Source organism: Streptomyces wuyuanensis (genome assembly GCF_900103455.1).
Taxonomy (GTDB): Bacteria; Actinomycetota; Actinomycetes; order Streptomycetales; family Streptomycetaceae; genus Streptomyces; species Streptomyces wuyuanensis.
In genome coordinates, this window is record NZ_FNHI01000001.1 from 506,258 (window position 1) to 528,195 (window position 21,938).

Consider the following 21,938-nt stretch of genomic DNA (forward strand, 5'->3'; position numbering starts at 1 on the left):
TCGGAGCGGAGGATTCGACGAGCGCCCGGAAGGGCGGCGGAGCGGCCGGGGCCCGGACGGCTGCGCGCAAGGCCGTCGGGACGCGGCCGGGTGCGGCTCACGCCCGGCGGTACGGGTGCCTCAGGCCAGGGAGATCAGGACGCTGACGCGCTTTCCCCCGTCGGCCTCGCGGGTGATCGTGACGCTTCGCGCGAGTCTGCGGATCACCCGCCAGCCGTGGCCCCCGACGCGCAGCCTGCCGCTGCCGTCCCGGGGGGGAGGCGAGTTCGGGGAGGCGGTCGCTGCGATCGCCGACGCTCACCCGGCAGCCGTCGTCGGTCATCTCCACGTCGAAGCTCGTCATGCCCCCGCCGTGCCGCAGCGCGTTGGTCACGAGCTCGGACGTCACGAGTACGGCATCGCCGACCACCTTGGTGTCGGGGACGCCACGGGCCGGCATCAGCCACTCCCGCAGCAGCGCCTCCACCTTGGTCCGCGCCTGGGAAGGGGTGCGCGGCACCGCGGATTCCGGACGGGTCGTCCCGGTCATCTCGTCAGCAGACATCCTCCACCGCTCCTTGCGTACGCGACGACACGTACGTGTTGTTCGTCTGACCGCCGGCGCACACGGCAAACCTCCGCCGAGGCCCCTGCCCGGGCGGTCCCGGGCGGTCGCGGCCGCGCCCCGGGACATCCCCGCCCGCGTCCTCGGCCGGAGCCGCGAAGCCCGCGCCGGGAGGTGGGGAGAACGGCTGCGGAGCCGGTAGAGAGGGGTCACGGGCCGGTGGAGGGCCGTCACGGAGGACGGTGCGTGCCGGCGCGGCCCAGGATCGGAACCGGACGCGCATCCGCCGGGCCTCCCCGAGCGGAAGGATCCCGCAGGGGGCAAGGTGGCAGGGGGAACGGCGAGGAGACGTCCATCCCGCGGCAATCGGAGGTTTGCATGAGCGGACAGGGCAACGGCCGGGACACCGAGGGCCTGCGCTGTCTCGTGACCGGTGCGACCGGGTACATCGGCGGGCGGCTGGTGCCCGAACTGCTGGACGCCGGATTCCGGGTCCGCTGCATGGCCCGCTCGCCGGAGAAGCTGCGCGACCACCCCTGGGCGGGGCGGGCGGAGATCGTACGCGGCGACGTCACCGACCCGGACTCGCTCGACGACGCGCTGCGCGATGTCGACGTCGCCTACTACCTCGTGCACGGGCTGCGCTCCGGGGCGTCCTTCGAGGAGGCCGACCGCAAGGCGGCCCGGACGTTCGCCGCGCGGGCGGCCGAGGCGGGCGTGGGGCGCATCGTCTACCTGGGCGGGCTGACCCCGGCGGAGGTGCCCGGCCGTGAGCTCTCGCCGCATCTGCGCTCCCGCGCCGAGGTGGGCGAGATCTTCCTCCGGGCTCCCGTGCCGGCGACGGTGCTGCGCGCCGCGGTCGTGATCGGCTCCGGCTCCGCCTCGTTCGAGATGCTGCGGTACCTCACCGAGCGGCTGCCCGTCATGGTCACCCCGAGCTGGGTGAACACCCGCGTCCAGCCGATCGCCGTCCGCGACGTGCTGCGCTATCTGGTGGGCAGCGCCCGGATGCCCGAGGACGTGAACCGGTCCTTCGACATCGGCGGGCCGGACGTGATGACGTACGAGAGGATGATGCGGCGCTACGCCGAGGTGGCCGGTCTGCCGCGACGCCTCATCCTGGGCGTCCCGATGCTCACGCCCAGGCTGTCCAGCCTGTGGATCGGCCTGGTCACCCCGGTGCCGCCCGCCCTCGCCCGCCCGCTGGCCGAATCGCTGCGCCACGAGGTGGTCTGCCGCGAGCACGACATCGTCCGCCACGTGCCGGACCCGCCCGGCGCTCCGATCGGCTTCGACCGGGCCCTGGAGCTGGCACTCCAGCGAGTGCGCGACGCCCAGGTCACCACCCGCTGGTCATCGGCGGCGCCGTCCGGGGCGCCGAGCGATCCGCTGCCGACGGATCCCGACTGGGCGGGAGGCAGCCTCTACACCGACCGGCGCGCGCTCGACGTCGACGCCTCGCCGCAGGCACTGTGGCGGGTCATCGAGGGGATCGGCGGCGACAACGGCTGGTACTCCTTCCCGCTCGCCTGGGCGGTACGGGGCTGGCTCGACCGGCTCGTCGGCGGCGTGGGGCTCCGCCGCGGCCGCCGGGACGCCGCTCGGCTGCGGGTGGGCGACTCGCTGGACTTCTGGCGGGTCGAGGAGATCGAACCGGGCCGGATGCTGCGGCTGCGGGCCGAGATGCGGCTGCCGGGCCTCGCATGGCTGGAGATGCACGCCGAACCCGGCGAGCGGGGCCGCAGCCGCTACCGGCAGCGGGCCCTGTTCCATCCGCGCGGACTGCTCGGTCACGTCTACTGGTGGTCCGTCTCCCCCTTCCACGCCGTCGTGTTCGGCGGAATGGCCCGCAACATCGCCCGGGCCGCCGCGAAGGCCGGTACGACGGGGCCGGGCGACCCCGAGCCCGTGTCCGAGAGCACGCCGTCCGCCCGTGCCCGTTGACCGCCCGCCTGTGTGCCCGTGCCCGTTGACCGCCCGCCTCTGTGTCCGTGCCCGTCGACCGGCCGTGGGGCCGGTGGGGCGGTGCGGCGCGGAACGGCAGCCGGTGGCGCGCCGGATGCCGTGCATCCGGCAGCCGCACGCCGGCGGAAGAACCGGACGGGAGCGTCCCGCGGTCCGCGCCGCCCCGGCGAAGGTTCCCCGGCCGGCCGGACCGCACGACCTCCCGCGGTCCGCACCCGCCCCCACCGGCAGAGCCGGACGCCCCCCGGACGGCCGGTCCGCACGGACCGTCCCGCACCGGACCATCCGCCGGCCTGCCCTGGAGTCCCATGAACACCACAGTCGTCCTGTTCACCTCGGACCTGCGTCTGCACGACCATCCGCCGCTGCGCGCCGCGCTGGGGGCGGCGGACCGGGTGGTGCCCCTGTTCGTACGGGACGACGGCATCGACGCCGCGGGCTTCGCGTGTCCCAACCGCCGCGCGTTCCTCGCCGACTGCCTGACCGACCTCGACGAAGGACTGCGCGACCGGGGCGGCCGGCTCGTCGTCCGCTCCGGCGACGTCGTCGAGGGGGTCCGTGCGGTCGCACACGAGGCGGACGCCGAGGAGGTGCACATGGCGGCCGGTGTCAGCGGTTACGCCCACGCCCGCGAGGAACGGCTGCGCACCGCCCTGGAGAAGGACGGCCGCGCGCTGCGCGTCCACGACGCCGTCGTCACCGCGCTCGCCCCCGGTGCGGTCGTCCCGTCCGGCGGGGACCACTTCGCCGTGTTCACGCCGTACCACCGGCGCTGGTCGCAGCAGGAGATCCGGGGTGTGCTCGCGGCGCCGCGCACGGTCCTGGTGCCCGACGGCATCCGCTCCGAGCCGGTGCCCTCCCGGGCGGAAGCGGAGAAGGCCGGGGGAGTGTCGGAAGGGCTCGCCGCCGGTGGTGAACGGGAGGCACGCAGGCGGCTGACCGCCTGGACGCGCGGCGGACTCGCCCACTACGACGAGCGGCACGACGACCTCGCCGGGGACGCGACCTCCCGGCTCTCGCCCCATCTGCACTTCGGCACCCTCTCCCCGGCCGAGGCCGTCCACCGGGCCCGGGCGGTGGGTGGACCGGGCGCCGAGGCCTTCGTACGGCAGGTGTGCTGGCGCGACTTCCACCACCAGGTGCTCGCCGCCCGCCAGGATGCGGCCGCCGCCGACTACCGGCCCCGGCACGACCGCTGGCGCCCGGAGACGGAGGCCCTGGCCGACATCGAGGCGTGGAAGGCCGGCCGCACCGGCTATCCCGTCGTGGATGCCGCGATGCGGCAGCTCCGGCACGAGGGATGGATGCACAACCGCGGCCGGCTGCTCGCCGCGAGCTTCCTCACCAAGACGCTGTACGTCGACTGGCGCGTCGGCGCCCGGTACTTCCTGGAACTGCTGGTCGACGGCGACCTCGCGAACAACCAGCTCAACTGGCAGTGGGTGGCGGGCACCGGCACGGACACCCGGCCGAACCGGGTGCTCAACCCCGTACGCCAGGCCCACCGCTACGACCCCGACGGCACCTATGTGCGGCGCTGGGTGCCGGAACTGGAGGAGGTCGGCGGATCCGCCGTGCACGAGCCGTGGAAGCTCCCCGACGACGACCGGGCGAGGCTGGACTACCCCGGCCCCATCGTGGAGCTCGGCGAAGGACTGGCGCGGTTCAAGGAGGGACGCGGCACCGCCGGCTGACCGTGGGCTCGGGCGCCCTCGGGAGCCGGGGCAGGGACCGCGCCCGATCGGGGCCCCGCACCCGGCCCGGGACCGGCACCGCGCCGGGGACCCGCGCCGGATCGCTCCCGGGGCCCGCGCCGGAGCCCTTGTGCGGACCGTCGGCGAGACACCGAGGACACGCCGGAGGCCACGCCCTGGACACGACCGACGAACGGAGGAAGGAAGGTGACGGCGATGAGGACGCCCCGCGGAACGCGCTCCGACGCGATCGTCCCGGGCGCCGGGCCGGGCCGACCCACCGTCGGCACCCGGCGCCGTACCATGGGCGGGGTGAAGGCCGACAGCCGCCCGGAAGGCCCGGCAGAGGACGGCGTCACCGCCGCGCTCAGCACCGGCGCGGTCGCACGCCGGCTCGGTGTCGCGCCCACGACCCTCCGGTCCTGGGAACGGCGCTACGCGATCGGTCCCGCCACCCGCGAGGACGGCAGACACCGCCGCTGGACCCCCGAGGACATCTCCCGGCTCGAGGAGATGTGCCGGCTCACCGCCCAGGGCGTCCCGCCCGCCGAAGCCGCGCGAGCGGCGATGACCGCTCCCGCGGCGACGCCGGGCAGCGGGCCGGCCGGGCGGAACGGGCAGGAGGCGGCGTCCTCCTCCCGTGCGCCCGGCGGGCCCAACGCCCTGCCCCTCGGGGACGTACGGCAGGAATGCCGCGGGCTGGCGCGCGCCGCCGTCCGCCTCGACGCCCCCGCCGTCGACGCCCTGCTCGACGCCGTGCTGGCCGAGCACGGTCTCGTCACCGCCTGGGAAGAGGTCATCGCCCCGACCCTGCACGCCGTGGGGCGCAAATGGGCGACGTCCGGCGAGCGTTACGTCGAGGTCGAGCACCTGCTGTCCTGGCACGTCTCGTCGGCGCTGCGCCGGGTGCGGTACGCGGCGGAGCGGTCCGACGTGCCGCCGGTACTGCTCGCGTGCGTCCCGGGCGAGCAGCACAGCCTTCCCGTCGAGGCCCTCGCCGCCGCGCTCGGCGAACGCGGCCTGCCCGCGCGGATGTTCGGACCCGCGCTGCCCGCAGAGGCGCTCCACGATGCCGTACGGCGACTCGGCCCGGCCGCCGTGGTGCTCTGGGCCCAGTCCCGGTCGACCGCCGACCGTTCGCTGGTGCAGAAGGTCTCCGGCATCCACTGGGGAGTGAAGGGCGCGCGGAAGCGCACGTCGGTCCTCGTCGCCGGACCCGGCTGGGCGGGCGGTGCGTACCCGGGCGCCCTGAGACTGCACGGCCTGGGCTCCGCGGTGGACGTCGTCGAGGCCCTGTTCCCGCGCTGACCAGGAGGGCCCATGTCCCGCCGCAAGCCCCGTACGCATCTGATCTTCGGGGACCAGCTCGGCCCCCGCTTCACCGAGCCGGGCGCGGACGGACCCGACGAGGACGCGCCGATCGTCATGATCGAGTCCCGCGCCGTGTTCCGAAGGAGGAGCTTCCACCGCGCGAAGGCCCATCTCGTGCTCTCGGCGATGCGCCACCGCGCCGCCGAACTCGGCGACCGGGTCCGGTACGTGAAGGCGGACACGTACCGGGAAGGGCTGGCCCGCACCAAGGGCACGACCCGTACGACGGTCCGGCACCCGACCTCGCACGCGGCGGCCCGGTTCGTCGCCGGGCTGCCGGACGCCGACGTGCTGCCCGCGCGCGGCTTCCTCGTGCCCCGCGAGGACTTCGCCGCCTGGGCGGCGGAACGGCGGGGCGGGGCCCTGCGGCTGGAGGACTTCTACCGGTGGGTGCGCCGGAGCCACGACCTGCTGATGGACGGCGGCGAACCGGCGGGCGGCCGCTGGAACTTCGACCGCGACAACCGCGAACCGCCCCCGAAGGGCCGCCCGACGCTCGGCGCGCCGCCGCCGTGGACGGCACGGGAGGACGGGATCGACGAGGAGCTACGGCGCGATCTGGACGCCTGGGAACGCGCCGGCGACGTCTCCTTCACCGGCCGCGACGGCCCCCGGCTCTTCCCCGCCTCCCGTGCCGAGGCCCTGGCCGCCCTCGACCGTTTCGCCGAGCACCGGCTGGCCGGCTTCGGCCGGTACGAGGACGCCGTACTCGCCGGCGACCCCCCGATGAGCCACAGCATGCTGTCCGCGCCGCTCAACCTGGGGCTCCTCGATCCCGCGGAGTGTGTGGAACGCGCCGAACTGGCCTGGCGCGGGGGCGGGGTGCCGGTGGCCTCGGCCGAGGGGTTCGTACGCCAGATCGCCGGCTGGCGCGAGTACGTCTGGCACCTCTACTGGCACTTCGGCGAGGACTACCGGCGCCGCAACGTGCTGCGCCACCGGAGGTCGCTGCCGGACTGGTTCGCGGCCCTGGACGCGGACGCGGTCGCCGCCCGCTGCCTGTCCACGGTGCTCGCCCAGGTCAGGGACACCGGGTGGACCCACCACATCCCGCGGCTGATGATCCTCGGCAGCCGAGCCCTGCAGGACGGCTGGGACCCGGCGCAGGTCACCGACTGGTTCCACCGCAACTTCGTCGACGGCTACGACTGGGTGATGCTGCCCAACGTCGTCGGCATGTCCCAGTACGCCGACGGCGGGCTCATGACCACCAAGCCGTACACCTCGGGCGGCGCCTACATCAACCGGATGAGCGACCTCTGCGGCGGGTGCCCCTACCGGCCCGCCGAGCGCGTCGGCGACCGGGCCTGCCCGTACACCGCGGGCTACTGGGCCTTCCTCCACCGGCACCGGGAGCGGCTGTCGCACAACCACCGCATGGCGCGGCCCGTCGCCGGCCTCGACCGACTCACCGATCTCCCCGAACTGCTGGAGCAGGTGCGCCGACAGGGGCGGTCGGCGCCCTGAGCGGCCGTGGGCCGGTGCCCGGCGTCGCGCGGTGCGAGAGCGGCTTCGGGTGACGCGGGGTGGCGGCTCCCCGGGCGACCTACGTGCCGTGGTGGGCGTGGTGACGCGGCGGGGTGCGGGAGGGCGCTGCGTGAGCGGTTCTGCCGGGGCGGGCGGAGGGCCGGGCGAGGTGGACGCGCGGCGGGGCGGCCCCAGCCGGCGGTGAATGGGGCATTCGGGCGGAAGCGGGTGGCGGTCCGCCCGTGTGCTGCCGTCGATCGCCCCACGCGCGTGGTCGACTGATCGGCACCCGACGCCGCCGCCGCGCAAGTCCCCCGCCGCGCGCGGCGCACCGCAGGCGCATCCGAACGCCGCCCGTCCGCGGAAGGACGGGTGAGAGCAGCCGACCGACCGGAGGACCGCATGCACCAATCCGGGGCACCCGCATCGACCCCGACCGTGCCGAACTTCGGGACGGCCTCCGACACGGCTGTGCCCTTGTGCGAGCGGCCGGACGCCGGCCCGGCCGTTGTGGTGGGCGCCGGGGACCCCGTGGCGGTGGACGCCGAGGTCCCCGTCCTGGTCGACGCAGACGTTCCCGCTGCGGTGGGACGGGAGCTGGAGCGCCTGCTGGGGGAGCGGGTGGCGGGCGCCGCCGCGCTCGACGGCGTGTTCGCCGACGATGTGGCCGCGCCCGTCGCGCGGTTCACACTGGGCGGAGGGGGGCGGATGCGCTCCCAGTTCCTGTGGTGGGCGATGCGGGCCTGCGGGGGAGCGGGGCCGGAGACGCCCGCGGCGCTCCGCACGGCCGCGGCGCTTGAGCTGATCCAGACCTGCGCCCTCGTCCACGACGACGTGATGGACGGCTCGCCGCGCCGCAGGGGCGGGCCGTCGTTCCACGCCCGGCTGGTGGCCCGGTACCCCGGTACCGCGTCCCCGGGCACCGCGGCGGCCCCCTTCGCTTCCTCGGCCGCGATCCTGGCGGGCGACCTCGCCCTGGCCTGGGCCGACGACATCGTCGCCGCGACCGACTTCGGCCACGCCGCCGTGCGGTCCGGGGTGCTGGAGAACTGGCGGGCCATGCGCACCGAGATGGTGGCGGGGCAGTACCTGGACCTCCACGGCCAGGCGACCGGATCCCGTTCCGCCGCCCGGGCGATCCGCACCGCCTGCCTCAAGACCGCGCTGTACACGGTCGCGAGGCCCCTGGCCCTCGGTGCGGCGGCCGCGGGCGCCGACCCGCGGACGGTGCTCGACCTGTGCGAGGCGGGCCGGTACGCCGGTACCGCCTTCCAGCTCCGCGACGACATCGAGGGCGTGTTCGGCGACCCCCTCGTCACCGGCAAGCCGTCGGGCGACGACATACGCTCGGGGAAGCTCACGTATCTCGTCGCGATCGCCCGGGCCCGGGCCGAGTCCCACGGGAGCCGCGCCGCGCTGTCGGTCCTCGAGAGCTCCCTCGGGAACGCGGACCTGACGGAGGCCCGGCTGCAGCGGGTGCGCGAGGTCCTCAGGGAGACCGGTGCCCTGGCGGCCGCGGAGGAACGGATCGAACGGCTCCGCGCCGCCGGTGAACGCAGGCTGGACGCGGTCGCCCTGGAACCGGCGCCGGCACTCCGGCTGCGGACGCTGCTCGCCGAGGCCGCCGCCCCCACGGGCCCCGCCCGTCCGGCGTCCGCCGCATCCGCGGCCGCCGTCCCCCACGCCGCGCCCGCCGCCTCCGCGCCGGGTGCGGCGAGCACGCAGCCCGCGCACGCGCCGGACCGGCAGGCTCGCCCGGCCGGCGGACCGGCGTCGCGGCGGCCGTCGGGCACGACCGCGGACAGGAGCAGCCGGTGAGGACCGTCAGGGGCCGCACGGACCATGTCGTGGTGGTCGGGGCCGGGCTCGCGGGCCTGTCCGCCGCCCTCTACCTCCTCGGCGCGGGGCGCAGCGTCACCGTCGTCGAGCGCGACGCCCTGCCCGGTGGCCGCGCGGGCCGGATCGACCGGGGCGGCTACCGCTTCGACACCGGCCCGACCGTCGTCACCATGCCCGAACTCCTCGCCGACGCCTTCGCGGCGGTCGGCGGCTCGCTGGAGGAGCGGCTGGAACTCGTCCCGCTGCATCCCGCCTACCGGGCCGGGTTCGCCGACGGCAGCGTCCTGGACGTGCACACCCGGCCCGAGGCCATGGAGGCGGAGATCGAGCGATTCGCAGGCGCGCGGGACGCGGTCGGCTACCGGCGCCTGCGCGGCTGGCTGGAGAAGCTGTACCGGGCCCAGATGGGGCGGTTCATCGACGCCAACTTCGACTCGCCGCTGCACGTGCTCACCCCCGACCTCGCCCGTCTCGCCGCACTCGGCGGCTTCGGCCGTCTCGACGCCGCGATCGGGCGCTTCATCCGTGACGAACGCCTGCGCCGGGTCTTCTCGTTCCAGTCCCTGTACGCCGGAGTCGCCCCGTCCCGCGCCCTCGCCGCCTACGCGGTGATCGCCTACATGGACACCGTCGCCGGGGTCCACTTCCCGAGGGGCGGAGTGCACGCGGTGCCCCGCGCCATGGCCGGCGCCGCGGCCGACGCGGGCGCGGCCTTCCTGTACGGAAGGACCGTCACACGGCTTGAGCGCACCGGCGAACGCGTCACCGCGGTCGTGACCGACCGGGAGCGGCTGCCCTGCGACGCCGTGGTCCTCACCCCCGACCTGCCCGTCACCTACCGGCTCCTCGGCCGAGAGCCCCGCCGGCCGCTCGCGCTGCGCCACTCGCCGTCCGCGGTCGTCCTGCACGCCGGCACCGACCGCACCTGGCCGCACCTGGCGCACCACACGATCTCGTTCGGCGCCGCCTGGAAGAGCACGTTCCGCGAACTGACCCGCACCGGGCGCCCGATGACGGACCCGTCGCTCCTCATCACCCGGCCCACCGCCACCGACCCCGACCTCGCGCCGCCCGGGCGGCACGTCCACTACATCCTGGCGCCCTGCCCCAACACGGACATCGGCCCCGACGCGGCACACTGGCAGGATCTCGCCCCCCGCTACCGGGCCGGCCTGCTCGCCGAGCTCGACCGCCGCGGCCTCACCGGCATCGAGGCGGCCATCGAGGAGGAGTGCCTGGTCACACCCGCCGACTGGACCCGTCGGGGCCATGCGGCGGGCACCCCGTTCTCCGTCGCGCACACCTTCGCCCAGACCGGGCCGTTCCGGCCGCGCAACCTCGTGAACGGCACGGAGAACGCCGTCATCGCGGGCTGCGGCACCACACCCGGCGTCGGCGTGCCCACCGTCCTGATCTCCGGGAAGCTCGCTGCCGCCCGTATCACCGGGGCGCACCGGCCCGCCGGGAGAGCGCCCGGGCACGCCACGGGGGCGCACCGTCCGCACACCGCGGCGAACGACCGCCGGAGCTCCGGCGCGAACCGGGCGGTGGCCCCGCCCGGCACCGCCACGGCCGGCGACCGCCGCACTCCGGAGAACAACCGCACCGCGGAAGGCGGAACCGCATGACGCGCCGTGAACTCGACGCAGCCGGGATCACCGACCCCGCCCTGCGCGCCGCGTACACCGACTGCCGCCGGCTCAACGCCCGTCACGGCAGGACGTACTTCCTCGCGACCCGGCTGCTCCCGGTCGAACGGCGCCCCGCCGTCCACGCGCTGTACGGCTTCGCCCGCTGGGCCGACGACATCGTGGACGACCTCGACAGCGACGCGACCACCGCCGAGCGCGCGGACGCGCTGCGGCGGCTGACGGAACGCCTCGACTCCGGGCTGCGCCTCGGCAGCAGCCCGGAGCCCGTCGTCCACGCACTCGCGCACACCGCCCGCCGCTACGGCATCGACCACCGCCACTTCACCGACTTCCTCGCGTCGATGCGGAGCGACCTGGAGGTGACGGACTACGCCGACTACGGCGAACTGCGCCGCTACATGCACGGTTCCGCCGCCGTGATCGGGCTGCAGATGCTGCCCGTCCTCGGCACGGTCGTCCCGCGCGAGGAGGCCGCTCCGCACGCCGCGGCCCTCGGAGTCGCCTTCCAGCTGACCAACTTCCTGCGCGACGTCGGCGAGGACCTGGACCGCGGACGCGTCTACCTCCCCGCCGACCTGCTCGCCGCGCACGGCGTGGACCGGGGCCTGCTGCTCTGGAGCCGCACCACGGGGCGCCGCGATCCCCGCATCACCGCGGCCCTCAGGGCCGCCGCCGGGCTCACCCGGAGCGTGTACCGGGAGGCGGCGCCCGGACTGCCCATGCTGGACCCGGTGTCCAGGCCGTGCATCCGGACCGCGTTCGTCCTGTACGGCGGCATCCTGGCGGCCATTGCCGACGACGGCTACGCCTGTGTGCACCGCCGCGCCGTCGTCCCGCCGGTCCGCCGGGCGGCGGTCGCGCTCGACGGACTGGCCCGGGTGGCCGCCGCCCGGCTCACGGCACCGCGCCGTCCGGCGAGGCCGGCCGGGCCCGAACGGGCCGGGCGGCGCGAGGCGTTCGCACCGACCGTGGAGGAGACGACCGTATGACGCGCCGCCCGACGCCCGGCACCGGCCCGCGCCGCGGAGGCCTTCCCCTGCGGCTGCGCCGCTCCGCCACCGCCTGGGAGCGCCAGCGTCCCACCTGGCGGGACGCCCGCCCGGCTCTGATCGACAGCGCTCTCAAGCGCGCTCTCGCCCGCCCGTCGGGCAACTGGTACGTCCTCGGCGACGCCCGCGCCGTCCGGCCGGGCGCCCCTTTCGGCCGGACCGTCGCCGGCGTCGAAGTGGTCGCCTGGCGGGACGCGGAGGGACGGCTCGTCGCCGGGCCGGGCGCCTGCCCCCACCTCGGCGCGCCGCTGCGCGACAGCCGTGTGCGCTGCGGAACGCTCGTCTGCCACTGGCACGGACTGGCCCTGGACGGCGGGCCGTTCGCGGGCTGGGAGCCGTTCCCGGCGTACGACGACGGCGTGCTGGCCTGGGTACGGCTGGACGCGGCCGGCGGCGAGGGGCCGCTGGACCGGCCGGTGCTGCCGGTACGGCCGCGGGCGGCGGCGTCGGTGGCGGCCGTGTACAGCGGCACGGGGGTCTGCGAGCCGGAGGACGTGGTGGCGAACCGGCTCGACCCCTGGCACGGTGCGTGGTTCCACCCGTACTCGTTCGTCGATCTCACGGTGGTCGACGCCCCCGGCGCCGGCCCGGGAGCCGGACCGGCAGCGGACGTGGACTCCGGCCCGGCGGGTGGGGGCGACGGGTTCACGGTGGAGGTGTCGTTCAAGGTCGCCGGACGGGTCGTCGTCCCGGTCACCGCGGTCTTCACGGCACCCGAACCCCGCACGGTGGTCATGCACATCACGGGCGGCGAGGGAGCGGGTTCCGTCGTCGAGACCCATGCGACACCGCTGGGGCCCGACCCTCTCGGCAGGCCGCGCACCGCGGTCGTGGAGGCGGTGGTCGCGGTCTCGGACCGCCCCGGCTTCGCCGCCGCCCGCGCCGCGGCGCCCGCCCTGCGTCCCCTGATGCGTGCCGCGGCGGCCCGCCTCTGGCGCGACGACCTGGCCTACGCGGAACGCCGCTGGCACCTGCGCAGCACGGGCCGTCACCCGGGCTGAGCGGCGGGGCGGCATCACCGCGTCCCCAGGCCGACCAGTGCTCGCAGCAGCGCCGAGCGGCCCCGGGCGGGGACCGTGCGCAGGGGATGGCCGCGGACGCCCCAGCGGGCGAGCAGGGCGTTGGCCGCCAGGAAGCCGCTCGTGGCGGCGCGTTCCATGAGGGCGACCGGCAGGTTCGTGCGGACCAGGTCCCCGGCCACCATCAGCGCCGGGTCGGGGGTGCGGACCGTCGGCCGGGCCTCGTGGCCGCCGACGGGGAACAGCGGGCAGTCGTCGCGCCATTCGTGCCGCTCGTCGACCACCCCGGCGCCGCGGGTCTCCGGGTACACGCGGTGCAGCTGTTCCAGCAGCCGGTCCCGTACGGCCGCCCGGCCGAACTCGGTCCGGGCCGCGTAGGCGTGCAGCTCCACCACGGAACCGCCCGTCCGAAGCGCCCACCGGTGCGCCTCGCCCTCCCAGCGGTCCAGCACGCTGATGTTGTCCAGGTCGCCGTAGCCGCTCGTGCCGAGGAATCCGGGACGGTCGGCGGCCACGGGCCGGTCCAGCCAGAACCGGGACACCAGGAACGGGGGCGCGGTGCGCAGCGCCGCGACGCGCCCCCGCCACTGCGCCGTGCCCAGCGCGGGCGACGCCCCGACCACCTGCCTCAGCCCCGCCGTGTCCAGCGCGAGCACCACCGCGTCGTGCGTGGCCGTGCTGCCCGCCGCGGTCACCCTGAGCCGTCCGTCACCCGCGGGTTCGACCGATTCCACCGGCGTCGCCGTGCGGATCGTGGCCCCGTGGCGGTGCAGATACTCCGCCAGCGGCTCCCACAGCGCCTGCGGGAACGGCTCCCGGGGCACGTCGAAGAGCAGCCCTTCGCTGGAGCCGAGGAAGTAGATGTGGAACATCAGCGCGAGTTCCGCCGCCGACAGCTCCCGGGGATCGGCGAAGAAGCTGCGGGAGAAGACCTCGAACGCGAGGTGCTGCGCGGCCTCGGGGAAGCGGATCCGGGCGAGGAAGTCCGCCGCGCTCACCCCGTCGAGCCGCTCGTAGATCCCGGGCACGCGTACGTCCAGCAGGGGCAGCGCGGCCCCCGGGTCCATCCGCAGGAGGCCGCGCCAGCCGAACGACGGGCTCAGCGCGACGAAGCCCAGCGCACTGAGCGGGGGGGTGCGCGGTACGCGTGCGAAGCTGTCGAGCATGCCGCGGCTGTGCCGCAGGGGGTAGTCCGGCAGCGGGGTGAGCGAGTGCAGGCCCGGGTCCGTGCGCCGCAGCAGCCCGCGCAGGTTGTAGTACTGCCGGAAGAAGGCGTGGAAGCCGCGGCTCATGGTGGCGACGGAACCGTCGGCCAGCTCCACGGGCCAGCCGGCGAGCCGGCCGCCCAGCCCGTAGTCGCGCTCGTAGAGCGTGACGCCGACTCCCCGCTCCGCCAGGGCGGTGGCCGCAGCGAGTCCGGCGATCCCGCCGCCGACGATCCCGGCGTGCGGAGCGGGCCCGTCCACCCGGGCCCGGCCGGGCCGGGCGGGCAGGACGCGCGAGTGGCGGTCGCGGCCTCCGGCGACCGCGCCTCCACCGCCGTCGGCACCGGCGCCGCCCGCGCGGCCCCGGCCGTGTCCGCCGCCGCTCATGCGTCCTCCTCCTCTTCCCATTCGTTCCCCTCCGCCACCGCGTCCTCGGCCTCCGCCCATGCGCGCCTCTCCTCCGTCCATGTGCCTCCTCGGCCGTTCACGCGCCCTCCCCCTTCCCGGCCGGCACCCGGGCCACGAACGTGTGCGTGATGCCCGTGTGCCATCCGGGCAGTGGCAGGACCCGGACGCCCGTGAACCCCGCCCTCTCCATCCGCGCCGCGAACGCGTCCGCCGTGTCGAACTCGACGACACTGCGCCACAGGTGCTCGTACAGCGAGCCGTCCCCCGAGCACCGGGCGACGGGCAGCACCAGCCCCCGGCACACCGCCGTCCAGAGGGCGCGGTGCACCGGCCGGCCGCTCAGCGTGTACTCGTGGACCGCGATACGGCCGCCCGGTGCCAGCAGGCCGCGCACCTCGGAGAGCACCTCGTCCGGGTCGGAGACGTTGCGGAACAGATAGGCCGCGAGGACGGCGTCGAACGGTCCCGTCACCCCTGCCCCGGCGAGTTCCTCGGCGGGTGCGTGGACGAACGAGACGCTCCCGGGCCAGGACTTGCGCCGGGCCCGCGCCAGCATCCCCGCCGACGCGTCCACCGCCGTGATCTCCGCGTACGGGGCGGCCGAGAGGAGCGCGGCGGTGGACGCCCCCGTGCCGCAGCCGAGGTCCAGCAGCCGGCTCCCCGCGCCCCCGCCCGTCAGCCCGAGCCGGCGGGCGGAGCGCCGGAGCTGGCGGTGGTAGCCGGGGTTGGCCGCGACCAGACGGTCGTAGGACCGGGCGGCGTGGTCGAACGCCGCCGACAGGTCGGCGTCGTGCAGCAGGGACATGAGCGGCTCCTCGAACGGCGGCAAGAGACGGCGGAGGGGGCAACGGGCCCTGGTGGCCGGGCGGCGGGCCGGTCCCAGGACACGCTTCAGCGGTCGGGCCGCCGGTGTCCCGGGGGCACCGGGGCGCGGCGGGGGAGCAGGGGGAGTTCGAGCGCGGTCCTGAGCATCGGCCGTACGGGGGTGCGCAGCCCGATCAGGACGTCCTCCCACCAGTGGGTGCCGCCGTCGAGGAAGCGCAGCAGACGGTGAGCCGGCACGTCGCGGAACAGCCCGGTGAAGAACGCGGCCCCGTCCACCCGCCCGGTGTCGACGGCGCGCAGCAGCACCGCGTCCATGAGCCTGGAGCGCGAGGGGTGCGGCGCTGGTACCAGCGGCGTGCGGCCCCGTGCCAGCGCGTCCGCGACCGCACGGGTGTGGCGCTGTGCCGCGGCGAAGGTGTAGCCGGTGGCGGGCCGGGTCGCGCCTCCCGCCGCACCGATGGGGAACACGGATCTGCCCGAGCGGCGCGGGAAGCGCGCGTCGGTCATGGGGATCACGCCCTGCTCGGTGGCGGTGACGCGGAACGGGCCGAGGCCCAGCACGTCCTCGGCGTAGTGGCGCAGGGCCCGTTCGTACGCGGCGGTGGTCAGGACGGACGGGGAGAACTCCGTGTACTCCACCAGGGCCTCCTGCGGGCCGAGCGGCAGGACGTAGCCGAACGACAGCCCCCGGCCGGGCTGCGGCGTGCGGAAGTCCATGAGGTCGGCGACGCCGTCGTCGAACCGGGGGCGGTCGGTGCGGACGAACCAGCCGCGGAAGTGCTGCAGCAGGGTGGTCCTGGCCGGGAGCGGCCGCCGCGGCGGCCGCGAGTCGAACGCCCAGCGGGCCCGCAGCCGGAAATCCGCGCCGGTGCCGTCCCGGCCGCGCACTTCCGCGCCGCCGCCGGGCAGGTCCCGTACCCGGTCCACGGCGGCCTCGTAGCGCAGACAGCCGGACCGGGACAGGAGCGCGCCGGTGCGCTCCTCGAAGTGCGCCGAGCGGATCATCTTGTAGCGCAGTGGCGCGGGCCGGGCGGTCACCGCCGTGCCGTCCGGAGCGGTGACCCTCAGCCGGTCCCAGCTCGCCGCGAGGACGTCGTCGTACTCGCCGCCGGGCTCCTCCCAGAAGCACCAGGTGCGCGGGGGCGGACGCAGCGGCCCCGCCGGGGCGTCGACCAGCGCGACGGACGGGCGCTGACCGGCCCCCGCGTCCGGCCCCGGTGCGGTGAGCCGGCGGGCCAGGGACAGACCCGCCGCACCCGCACCGACGATGACGACGTCCACGTCGTGCACGGTGGTCCCTCCCGCGGCGGTGACGGCACGGCTGCGGCCTTCCCGGAGCCGGGAGGGCCATGACGCCGATGCTTCCGCGAAAGGAGCCCCGGCGGATGCAGTCACCGGGCGCGTGTCGCGGACCGAGCGCCGGGAGCGCGCCTCACGCCGAGGCCGCGAGCGCGCGGCGCAGCGACAGCAGGGCGCGGCGCATATGGCTCTTGACGGTGCCGAGGGGGATTCCGGTCCGCTCGGCGATCTGGGTCTGGGTGAGGTCGGCGTAGAACGCGAGCCGTACGACGTGCTGCTGGGCGGAGGGCAGATCCTCCAGGGCGCGCAGCACGAGCACGCGGTCCACGGCCTGTTCGGGGCCGGTGCCGGCAGTGGGCGCGGGCCCGGGGGCGAGGAAGGCCCCGGCGGCGGCGACCAGTTCGGCGCGCCGGCTGCGGGCCGCGAGGGCGTCCGCGATCTTGTGGCGGGTGATGCCGACCAGCCAGCCCGCGAGGCCGCCCCGTCCCGGTCGGTAGCCGCGGCGTCCCCGCCAGGCCGCGAGGAAGATCTGCTGGGTCACGTCCTCCGCCTCGCGCTCGTCCCCCAGGGTCCGCCGGGCGAGGGTGTACACGAGGGAGCCCCACCGGCGGTAGACGACCTCGAGCGATCCCTCGTCACCCGCGACGAATCCGGCCGCCAGCGCGGCGTCGTCGAGGGGGTCGCCGGGGTGCGTGCCGGGAGCGGGGTGACCGCCGACCCGGCGGGTTCCGGGTTCCGGCCGGGGGGAGTCGGGGCGGGCCTCGGGTGCGGGGCGGGGGCCGGCCGGCCCGGACGCCGCGGACGGGCGGTGGGGCCTCGCGGATTCGACAAGGACCATGATTCGGCTCCTCGTGCCGGGCCGTCGCCCCGGCTCTGGTTCCGGACACGCCGCCCGCTCCCTGGAGCCGGACCGGGCCTGCAGTGCCTGGGCGCTTCCGTGCGCCGCAGCACCGTCAGACTCGTCACCGCGCCGTATGCGGACAACTTGCAGCGTTTCTGCGTCGTAATCCAGAGCGGCGGCGCCTTTCGGCGGGACGGCGCGGCCCGCATCCGGACGCCGTCCTCTGCCGGAACGAGTTGACGGGTCCCCCGGCGACCCCTGCCGCATCGAGCCGCCATGACAGGACGTTCCATGACGAAGCACTGCAGAACTCCCCTCGTTCGCCGCCGCCCGGTGCACCTCGGCCTCCCCGTGCAGTCCGGGGAGCGCGCCGCCGTCCCCGTGATCCCGGCGTCCCGCGCGCACGGCGATCGGTGACCGGTGACGGAGCACCTGGACCCGGCGGACCTGGCCGAACTCGCCCTGGGCGGCGACGGCGGACTCGACGAAGCCGCTCCGTGGGTGCGGGAGCACCTGCGCGCGTGCGCCGCGTGCCGCGGTGAGCTCGGCTCGCTGCGGCGCCTCGTCCGGGCGCTGCGCTCGGCGACGCCGACGGACCTGGTCGGACCACCGCCGCCGGGGGTGTGGGTGCGCCTCGCGCGCGCGGCCGACGTCGGGCGGCACCCGGCCCCGCAGACCGGCCGACCGGCCCGCGGGGAACGCGCCGGCGGCGCCGCCCGCCTGCTCGTCGTCGCCGCTGCCGCTGCCGCCGCAGGGGCCGCCGCCGTGTGGTGCCGCCGCCGTCGAGCGGTGAGACAAGGCCCACTCCGCACTCGGGCATGAACCGCGCGGCACCGAGGCATGACCCGTCCGTGGGGCGTGACCTCCGCCACCTTTCCGGAATCCCTCGGTCCGTTCGTTTCGGGGGAATCCGGCGCGGTTCCGGACGCCGGCAGCAGGCCGCGGCCGGTGCGGGCGCTCTGCGGGGCCGTGGCACCACCCGGGTCGCGAACGCCGGCCGCCGGCCGCCGCCACGGCCGTGCGGGGGGTGAACGGGCAAGATCCACGCGCCGTTTGACCTGATCGGGACGGTACGGTCGAGCAGGAGCCACGCGAGTGCAATTATTCGCGAGCGGCAAGTATTCTGCTTGCGCCCCACGACCCGCGTGCGGCCGAGGGGAGGGGAGGTCGGCTGTGAGGAGCCCTGTCGGCGGGCAAGGCCCGGAGGTGCCGGGGCCGAGGGCACCGGTCCCGCAGGTGCCTCTGGCCCGTGTGTCACCGGCCGACCTCGCGGCCGGCGGCGACGACCCCTACCTGACGGTCCTGCTCGTCGAGGACGACGACGGCGACGCGCTGCTGGTGGAGGAGACCCTCCGGGACAGCGGCCTCGCGGTCCGGCTCACCCGCGCCCGCTCCCTGGCCGAGGCGCGGAGGGAGCTGAGCGGCGAGCACGGCGCTCCCGCCCGGTGCGTCCTGCTCGATCTCCACCTCCCCGACGCCCAGGGCCTGGACGTCGTCGGTCAGGTGCTCGCCGAGTCGCCCCGCGCGGCGGTCGTCGTGCTGACGGGGCTCGCCGAGGAGGGCGTGGGACTCTCCGCCGTCGCTGCGGGCGCCCAGGACTACCTGATCAAGGGCGTCTTCGAACCCACCGTGCTGGCACGGTCGGTCAGATACGCGGTGCAGCGGCGCCAGATCGAGCAGGCGGCCATGGCCCTGGAGGCCAGCCGCATGCGCGCCCAGGAGAACGCCCGGCTCGAACGGGGTCTGCTGCCCTCGCCGCTGCTGCACGGCGCCGGGGTGCAGGTCGTGTCGCGGTACGAACCCAGCCGGTCCCTGGGCCTGCTCAGCGGCGACTTCTACGACGTCGTGGAGGCCCCGGACGGCACGGTCCACGCCGTCATCGGCGATGTCTCCGGCCACGGCCCCGACGAGGCCGCCCTCGGCGTGTGCCTCCGCGTGGCCTGGCGCTCCTTCACCCTCGCCGGGGTCACCGGCACCGGCGTGTGTGAACTCATGCAGAAGGTCCTGGTGGCCGAGCGGACCGGCCCCGAGATCTTCGCCACCGTCACGACGGTGGAACTGCCCCCCGGCATGACGAAGGCCAAGGTGGTCCGCGCCGGGCATCCGCCGCTGCTGCTGCGGGAACCTGCGGGAGTGCGGCTCGTCGAGACCGCCGTCGGCCCGGCGCTCGGCCTGCTCCCCGACGGCCGCTGCCACTGGCGGGAGGACCATCTGGACCTGCCGGCCGCCGGGGGCCTGGCCCTTTTCACGGACGGGCTCTTCGAAGGACGCGTCAGCGCCGACGGGCGGCGGCTCGGCGAGGACGGCCTGCTCGCCCTCGCCGGCCGGTACACCGGCCGTTCCGCCGAGGAGTTCGTCACCGCCGTGATCTCGGAGACGCGGGCCCTCTCGGCCGACCACGGCGGGCACAGCGACGACGTCGCCCTCCTCCACCTCGAATGGAACGAGCAGAAGTGACCAGCCACGAAGACCGTCGGACCCCGACCGGTGCACCGTCCGTGTGGGCCCGGCGGCGCGCCGGGCTGACCGTCCCCATGTGGCTGGGCATCGTCCTGGCCGCCATCCTCGTCGTGGTGACGGGCTTCGCCGTGGTGGGCGCGCAGCTGCTCTCCCGGACGGCCGCCGAGTCGGACGACCTCGTCGACCGCATCCAGCCCGCCCGTGTGGACGCGTACAGGCTGCAGAAGGCGCTTCTCGACCAGGAGACCGGGGTGCGAGGCTTCGTCCTGAGCCAGGACCCCCGCTGGCTGGAGCCCTACACACAGGGCCAGAGGGAGGAGGAGTCCGCCGAACGTGCCCTGCGCGAGGCGCTCGCCGGCGACCCGGCGCTGCTCGCCGTCGTCTCCCGGACCGCGGAGACGGCCGAGAGCTGGCGGACCGGCCACGCCGAACCGCTCGTGGAACGGGCCCGCCGGGGAGCCCTGCCCTCGTCAGCGACGACGGAACTGCAGTCGAGCAAGGTCGCCTTCGACCGGCTGCGTGAGCGGTTCGACGACCTGAACGAGACCCTGACCGCCGAACGGTCCAGCGCCAGGGCGGAGATGCACCGCACCCGCACCGGCCACAACTGGGCCCTCACCGGGATGCTGGCCGCCTTCGTCGTGTTCGCGGCGGTTCTGGTGGTCGTGCTGCACCGGGCCGTCGGACGGCCGCTCGGCGGGCTGCGGACGGCGGCCCAGCGGGTCGCCGACGGCGACTTCGACCACCGCATCGAGCCGGGCGGATCGGCGGAGACCCGGCACCTCGCCGCTGCCGTGGAGGCCATGCGGGTCCGTGTCCTCGACGCCCTGAAGGCCTCGCAGCAGCGCGAGGAGCTCCTCGCCCGGCGCACGGCCGTACTCGACGAACAGACGGTGGAACTGCGCCGCTCCAACGCCGAGTTGGAGCAGTTCGCCTACGTCGCCTCGCACGACCTGCAGGAGCCGCTCCGCAAGGTCGCCTCCTTCTGCCAGCTGCTGGAGAAGCGGTACGGGGACCAGCTCGACGACCGGGCCAAGCAGTACATCGACTTCGCCGTCGACGGCGCCAAGCGCATGCAGGTCCTGATCAACGACCTGCTGACCTACTCCCGGGTCGGACGGGTCAACGACGCAAGCGACACCGTGGGCATGGACCCCGCGCTCGACGGGGCCCTGGCCAATCTCGGTACGTCCGTGGAGGAGGCGGGAGCGGTCGTCGAGCGCCCCGACGGCCTCCACACCATCACCGGCGACCCGATGCTGCTGACGATGCTGTGGCAGAACCTGATCGGCAACGCCGTGAAGTTCCGGGCCCCCGACCGCCCGCCGGTCGTCCGCGTCACCGTCGAGCCGGACAACGACGGCGAGGCCCCGGCCTGGCACTACTGTGTCGACGACAACGGCATCGGCATCCCCGAGGAGTTCGCGGAGAAGGTCTTCGTGATCTTCCAGCGGCTCCACGGCCGGGACGCCTACACCGGCACGGGCATAGGCCTGGCTCTCTGCAAGAAGATCGTGGAGCACCACGGCGGGCGCATCTGGATCGACACCGGGCAGAGCGAGGGGACGCGGATCCACTTCACACTGCCCGCCGTCTCCGTGGAGGAACCCCCGGCCGCGACGGAGCCCCAGGGCGCCGGGCCGGAGTCCCCCGGAGCCGGTCCGTCCCCGGCCGGCCGCGCGCCCCTCACCACAGGAGATCACGTATGAACGCCACCAAGCCCATCGAGGTCCTCCTCGTCGAGGACGACCCGGGCGACGAGCTGATGACCCGCGAGGCGTTCGAGGACAACAAGATCGGCAACACGCTGCACGTCGTGCGCGACGGCGAGGAGGCGCTGGACTTCCTCTACCGGCGCGGCGCCCACCAGGACGCCCCGCGCCCCGACCTCATCCTCCTCGACCTCAATCTGCCCAAGTACGACGGACGCCAGGTGCTCGAACGCATCAAGGCGGACTCGGACCTCACCCACATCCCCGTGGTGGTGCTGACGACGTCCGCGGCGGAGGAGGACATCCTGCGCAGCTACCAGCTCCACGCCAGCGCCTATGTCACCAAGCCGGTGGACCTGGAGCAGTTCATCGCCGCGATCAGGAAGATCGACGACTTCTTCGTCACCGTCGTACGGCTGCCCCGCTCCTGACGGGAGTCCCTTCGCGCACCCGGACGCGGGCTCCGGAGCCCCGGTGCGGCGCGGAGGGGAGGGGCAGGAGCGGAGAAGTCGCGGTCGAGGATTCCCCAGGCGAACCGGGGGCAAACGGGTGGCTGACGAACGTCACCCGAACGATGCGCGGCAGTGC

At 75.4% G+C, this 21,938-nt stretch carries 17 protein-coding genes; 12 read left to right on the forward strand and 5 right to left on the reverse strand.

The genetic code is table 11. The annotated features are described in order from the left end of the window. Positions 1–97: 97 nt before the first annotated feature. On the reverse strand, positions 98–544 hold the full coding sequence (locus BLT82_RS02095) for an ATP-binding protein (protein ID WP_244291782.1): 447 nt from the start codon (positions 542–544) through the stop codon (positions 98–100). A 378-nt stretch (positions 545–922) separates the two neighbouring features. Here BLT82_RS02095 and BLT82_RS02100 point away from each other — a divergent pair, with 378 nt between their 5' ends. The 8 genes from BLT82_RS02100 to BLT82_RS02135 all read left to right on the forward strand — a co-directional run bounded on the left by BLT82_RS02100 (position 923) and on the right by BLT82_RS02135 (position 12,582). Further along, positions 923–2,488 carry an SDR family oxidoreductase gene (locus tag BLT82_RS02100; RefSeq protein ID WP_093652024.1) on the forward strand — a complete coding sequence of 522 codons (1,566 nt, stop codon included), beginning with the start codon at positions 923–925 and terminating at the stop codon, positions 2,486–2,488. Between the two features lie 329 nt (positions 2,489–2,817). Continuing rightward, positions 2,818–4,203, forward strand: coding sequence for a cryptochrome/photolyase family protein (locus BLT82_RS02105; RefSeq protein WP_093652025.1), 1,386 nt, complete (start codon positions 2,818–2,820; stop codon positions 4,201–4,203). Between the two features lie 303 nt (positions 4,204–4,506). Then, positions 4,507–5,511: a MerR family transcriptional regulator gene (locus BLT82_RS02110; protein WP_093652222.1), complete on the forward strand. Its 1,005-nt coding sequence runs from the start codon at positions 4,507–4,509 to the stop codon at positions 5,509–5,511. A gap of 12 nt (positions 5,512–5,523) precedes the next feature. Continuing rightward, entirely contained in the window at positions 5,524–7,041 is a 1,518-nt protein-coding gene (locus BLT82_RS02115; RefSeq protein WP_093652026.1) for a cryptochrome/photolyase family protein, read from the forward strand. Between the two features lie 402 nt (positions 7,042–7,443). Next, positions 7,444–8,859 carry a polyprenyl synthetase family protein gene (locus tag BLT82_RS02120; protein WP_093652027.1) on the forward strand — a complete coding sequence of 472 codons (1,416 nt, stop codon included), beginning with the start codon at positions 7,444–7,446 and terminating at the stop codon, positions 8,857–8,859. Then, a complete protein-coding gene (crtI, locus tag BLT82_RS02125) occupies positions 8,856–10,508 on the forward strand; it encodes a phytoene desaturase family protein (RefSeq protein WP_093652028.1) in 1,653 nt (550 codons plus the stop codon). The genes BLT82_RS02120 and crtI overlap by 4 nt, the downstream gene beginning before the upstream one ends. Continuing rightward, complete coding sequence (locus BLT82_RS02130; RefSeq protein WP_244291783.1) at positions 10,505–11,521, forward strand: phytoene/squalene synthase family protein; 1,017 nt, start codon at positions 10,505–10,507, stop codon at positions 11,519–11,521. Before crtI ends, BLT82_RS02130 begins: the two co-directional genes overlap by 4 nt. Beyond that, positions 11,518–12,582 carry a Rieske (2Fe-2S) protein gene (locus tag BLT82_RS02135; protein ID WP_093652029.1) on the forward strand — a complete coding sequence of 355 codons (1,065 nt, stop codon included), beginning with the start codon at positions 11,518–11,520 and terminating at the stop codon, positions 12,580–12,582. Before BLT82_RS02130 ends, BLT82_RS02135 begins: the two co-directional genes overlap by 4 nt. A gap of 14 nt (positions 12,583–12,596) precedes the next feature. On the opposite strand, the gene BLT82_RS02140 is transcribed toward BLT82_RS02135, so the two are convergent. From BLT82_RS02140 to BLT82_RS02155, 4 genes are all read right to left on the reverse strand, one after another. Continuing rightward, positions 12,597–14,192, reverse strand: coding sequence for an FAD-dependent oxidoreductase (locus BLT82_RS02140; RefSeq protein ID WP_244291784.1), 1,596 nt, complete (start codon positions 14,190–14,192; stop codon positions 12,597–12,599). Between the two features lie 97 nt (positions 14,193–14,289). Then, positions 14,290–15,018 carry a class I SAM-dependent methyltransferase gene (locus tag BLT82_RS02145; RefSeq protein ID WP_093652030.1) on the reverse strand — a complete coding sequence of 243 codons (729 nt, stop codon included), beginning with the start codon at positions 15,016–15,018 and terminating at the stop codon, positions 14,290–14,292. Between the two features lie 86 nt (positions 15,019–15,104). Beyond that, positions 15,105–16,328: a lycopene cyclase family protein gene (locus tag BLT82_RS02150; protein WP_093652031.1), complete on the reverse strand. Its 1,224-nt coding sequence runs from the start codon at positions 16,326–16,328 to the stop codon at positions 15,105–15,107. A gap of 142 nt (positions 16,329–16,470) precedes the next feature. Next, on the reverse strand, positions 16,471–17,175 hold the full coding sequence (locus BLT82_RS02155; RefSeq protein ID WP_244291785.1) for an RNA polymerase sigma factor: 705 nt from the start codon (positions 17,173–17,175) through the stop codon (positions 16,471–16,473). Between the two features lie 423 nt (positions 17,176–17,598). On the opposite strand from BLT82_RS02155, the gene BLT82_RS02160 reads away from it, so the two are divergent. The 4 genes from BLT82_RS02160 to BLT82_RS02175 all read left to right on the forward strand — a co-directional run bounded on the left by BLT82_RS02160 (position 17,599) and on the right by BLT82_RS02175 (position 21,781). Beyond that, positions 17,599–18,000: a hypothetical protein gene (locus BLT82_RS02160; protein WP_093652032.1), complete on the forward strand. Its 402-nt coding sequence runs from the start codon at positions 17,599–17,601 to the stop codon at positions 17,998–18,000. Positions 18,001–18,429: 429 nt separating this feature from the next. Next, positions 18,430–19,635: a PP2C family protein-serine/threonine phosphatase gene (locus BLT82_RS02165; protein ID WP_244291786.1), complete on the forward strand. Its 1,206-nt coding sequence runs from the start codon at positions 18,430–18,432 to the stop codon at positions 19,633–19,635. Then, positions 19,632–21,347 (forward strand): sensor histidine kinase, encoded by a 1,716-nt coding sequence (locus BLT82_RS02170; protein ID WP_093652034.1) that lies wholly within the window; start codon positions 19,632–19,634, stop codon positions 21,345–21,347. Before BLT82_RS02165 ends, BLT82_RS02170 begins: the two co-directional genes overlap by 4 nt. Then, positions 21,344–21,781 (forward strand): response regulator, encoded by a 438-nt coding sequence (locus BLT82_RS02175; RefSeq protein ID WP_093652035.1) that lies wholly within the window; start codon positions 21,344–21,346, stop codon positions 21,779–21,781. The genes BLT82_RS02170 and BLT82_RS02175 overlap by 4 nt, the downstream gene beginning before the upstream one ends. Positions 21,782–21,938: the final 157 nt, after the last annotated feature.

Excerpts from the sequence above, each read along its gene's own strand:
- BLT82_RS02095 (WP_244291782.1), bottom strand. The coding sequence starts at position 544 with ATGTCTGCTGACGAGATGACCGGGACGACCCGTCCGGAATCCGCGGTG.
- BLT82_RS02100 (WP_093652024.1), top strand. The coding sequence starts at position 923 with ATGAGCGGACAGGGCAACGGCCGGGACACCGAGGGCCTGCGCTGTCTC.
- BLT82_RS02105 (WP_093652025.1), top strand. The coding sequence starts at position 2,818 with ATGAACACCACAGTCGTCCTGTTCACCTCGGACCTGCGTCTGCACGAC.
- BLT82_RS02110 (WP_093652222.1), top strand. The coding sequence starts at position 4,507 with ATGGGCGGGGTGAAGGCCGACAGCCGCCCGGAAGGCCCGGCAGAGGAC.
- BLT82_RS02115 (WP_093652026.1), top strand. The coding sequence starts at position 5,524 with ATGTCCCGCCGCAAGCCCCGTACGCATCTGATCTTCGGGGACCAGCTC.
- BLT82_RS02120 (WP_093652027.1), top strand. The coding sequence starts at position 7,444 with ATGCACCAATCCGGGGCACCCGCATCGACCCCGACCGTGCCGAACTTC.
- BLT82_RS02130 (WP_244291783.1), top strand. The coding sequence starts at position 10,505 with ATGACGCGCCGTGAACTCGACGCAGCCGGGATCACCGACCCCGCCCTG.
- BLT82_RS02135 (WP_093652029.1), top strand. The coding sequence starts at position 11,518 with ATGACGCGCCGCCCGACGCCCGGCACCGGCCCGCGCCGCGGAGGCCTT.
- BLT82_RS02140 (WP_244291784.1), bottom strand. The coding sequence starts at position 14,192 with ATGAGCGGCGGCGGACACGGCCGGGGCCGCGCGGGCGGCGCCGGTGCC.
- BLT82_RS02145 (WP_093652030.1), bottom strand. The coding sequence starts at position 15,018 with ATGTCCCTGCTGCACGACGCCGACCTGTCGGCGGCGTTCGACCACGCC.
- BLT82_RS02155 (WP_244291785.1), bottom strand. The coding sequence starts at position 17,175 with ATGGTCCTTGTCGAATCCGCGAGGCCCCACCGCCCGTCCGCGGCGTCC.
- BLT82_RS02175 (WP_093652035.1), top strand. The coding sequence starts at position 21,344 with ATGAACGCCACCAAGCCCATCGAGGTCCTCCTCGTCGAGGACGACCCG.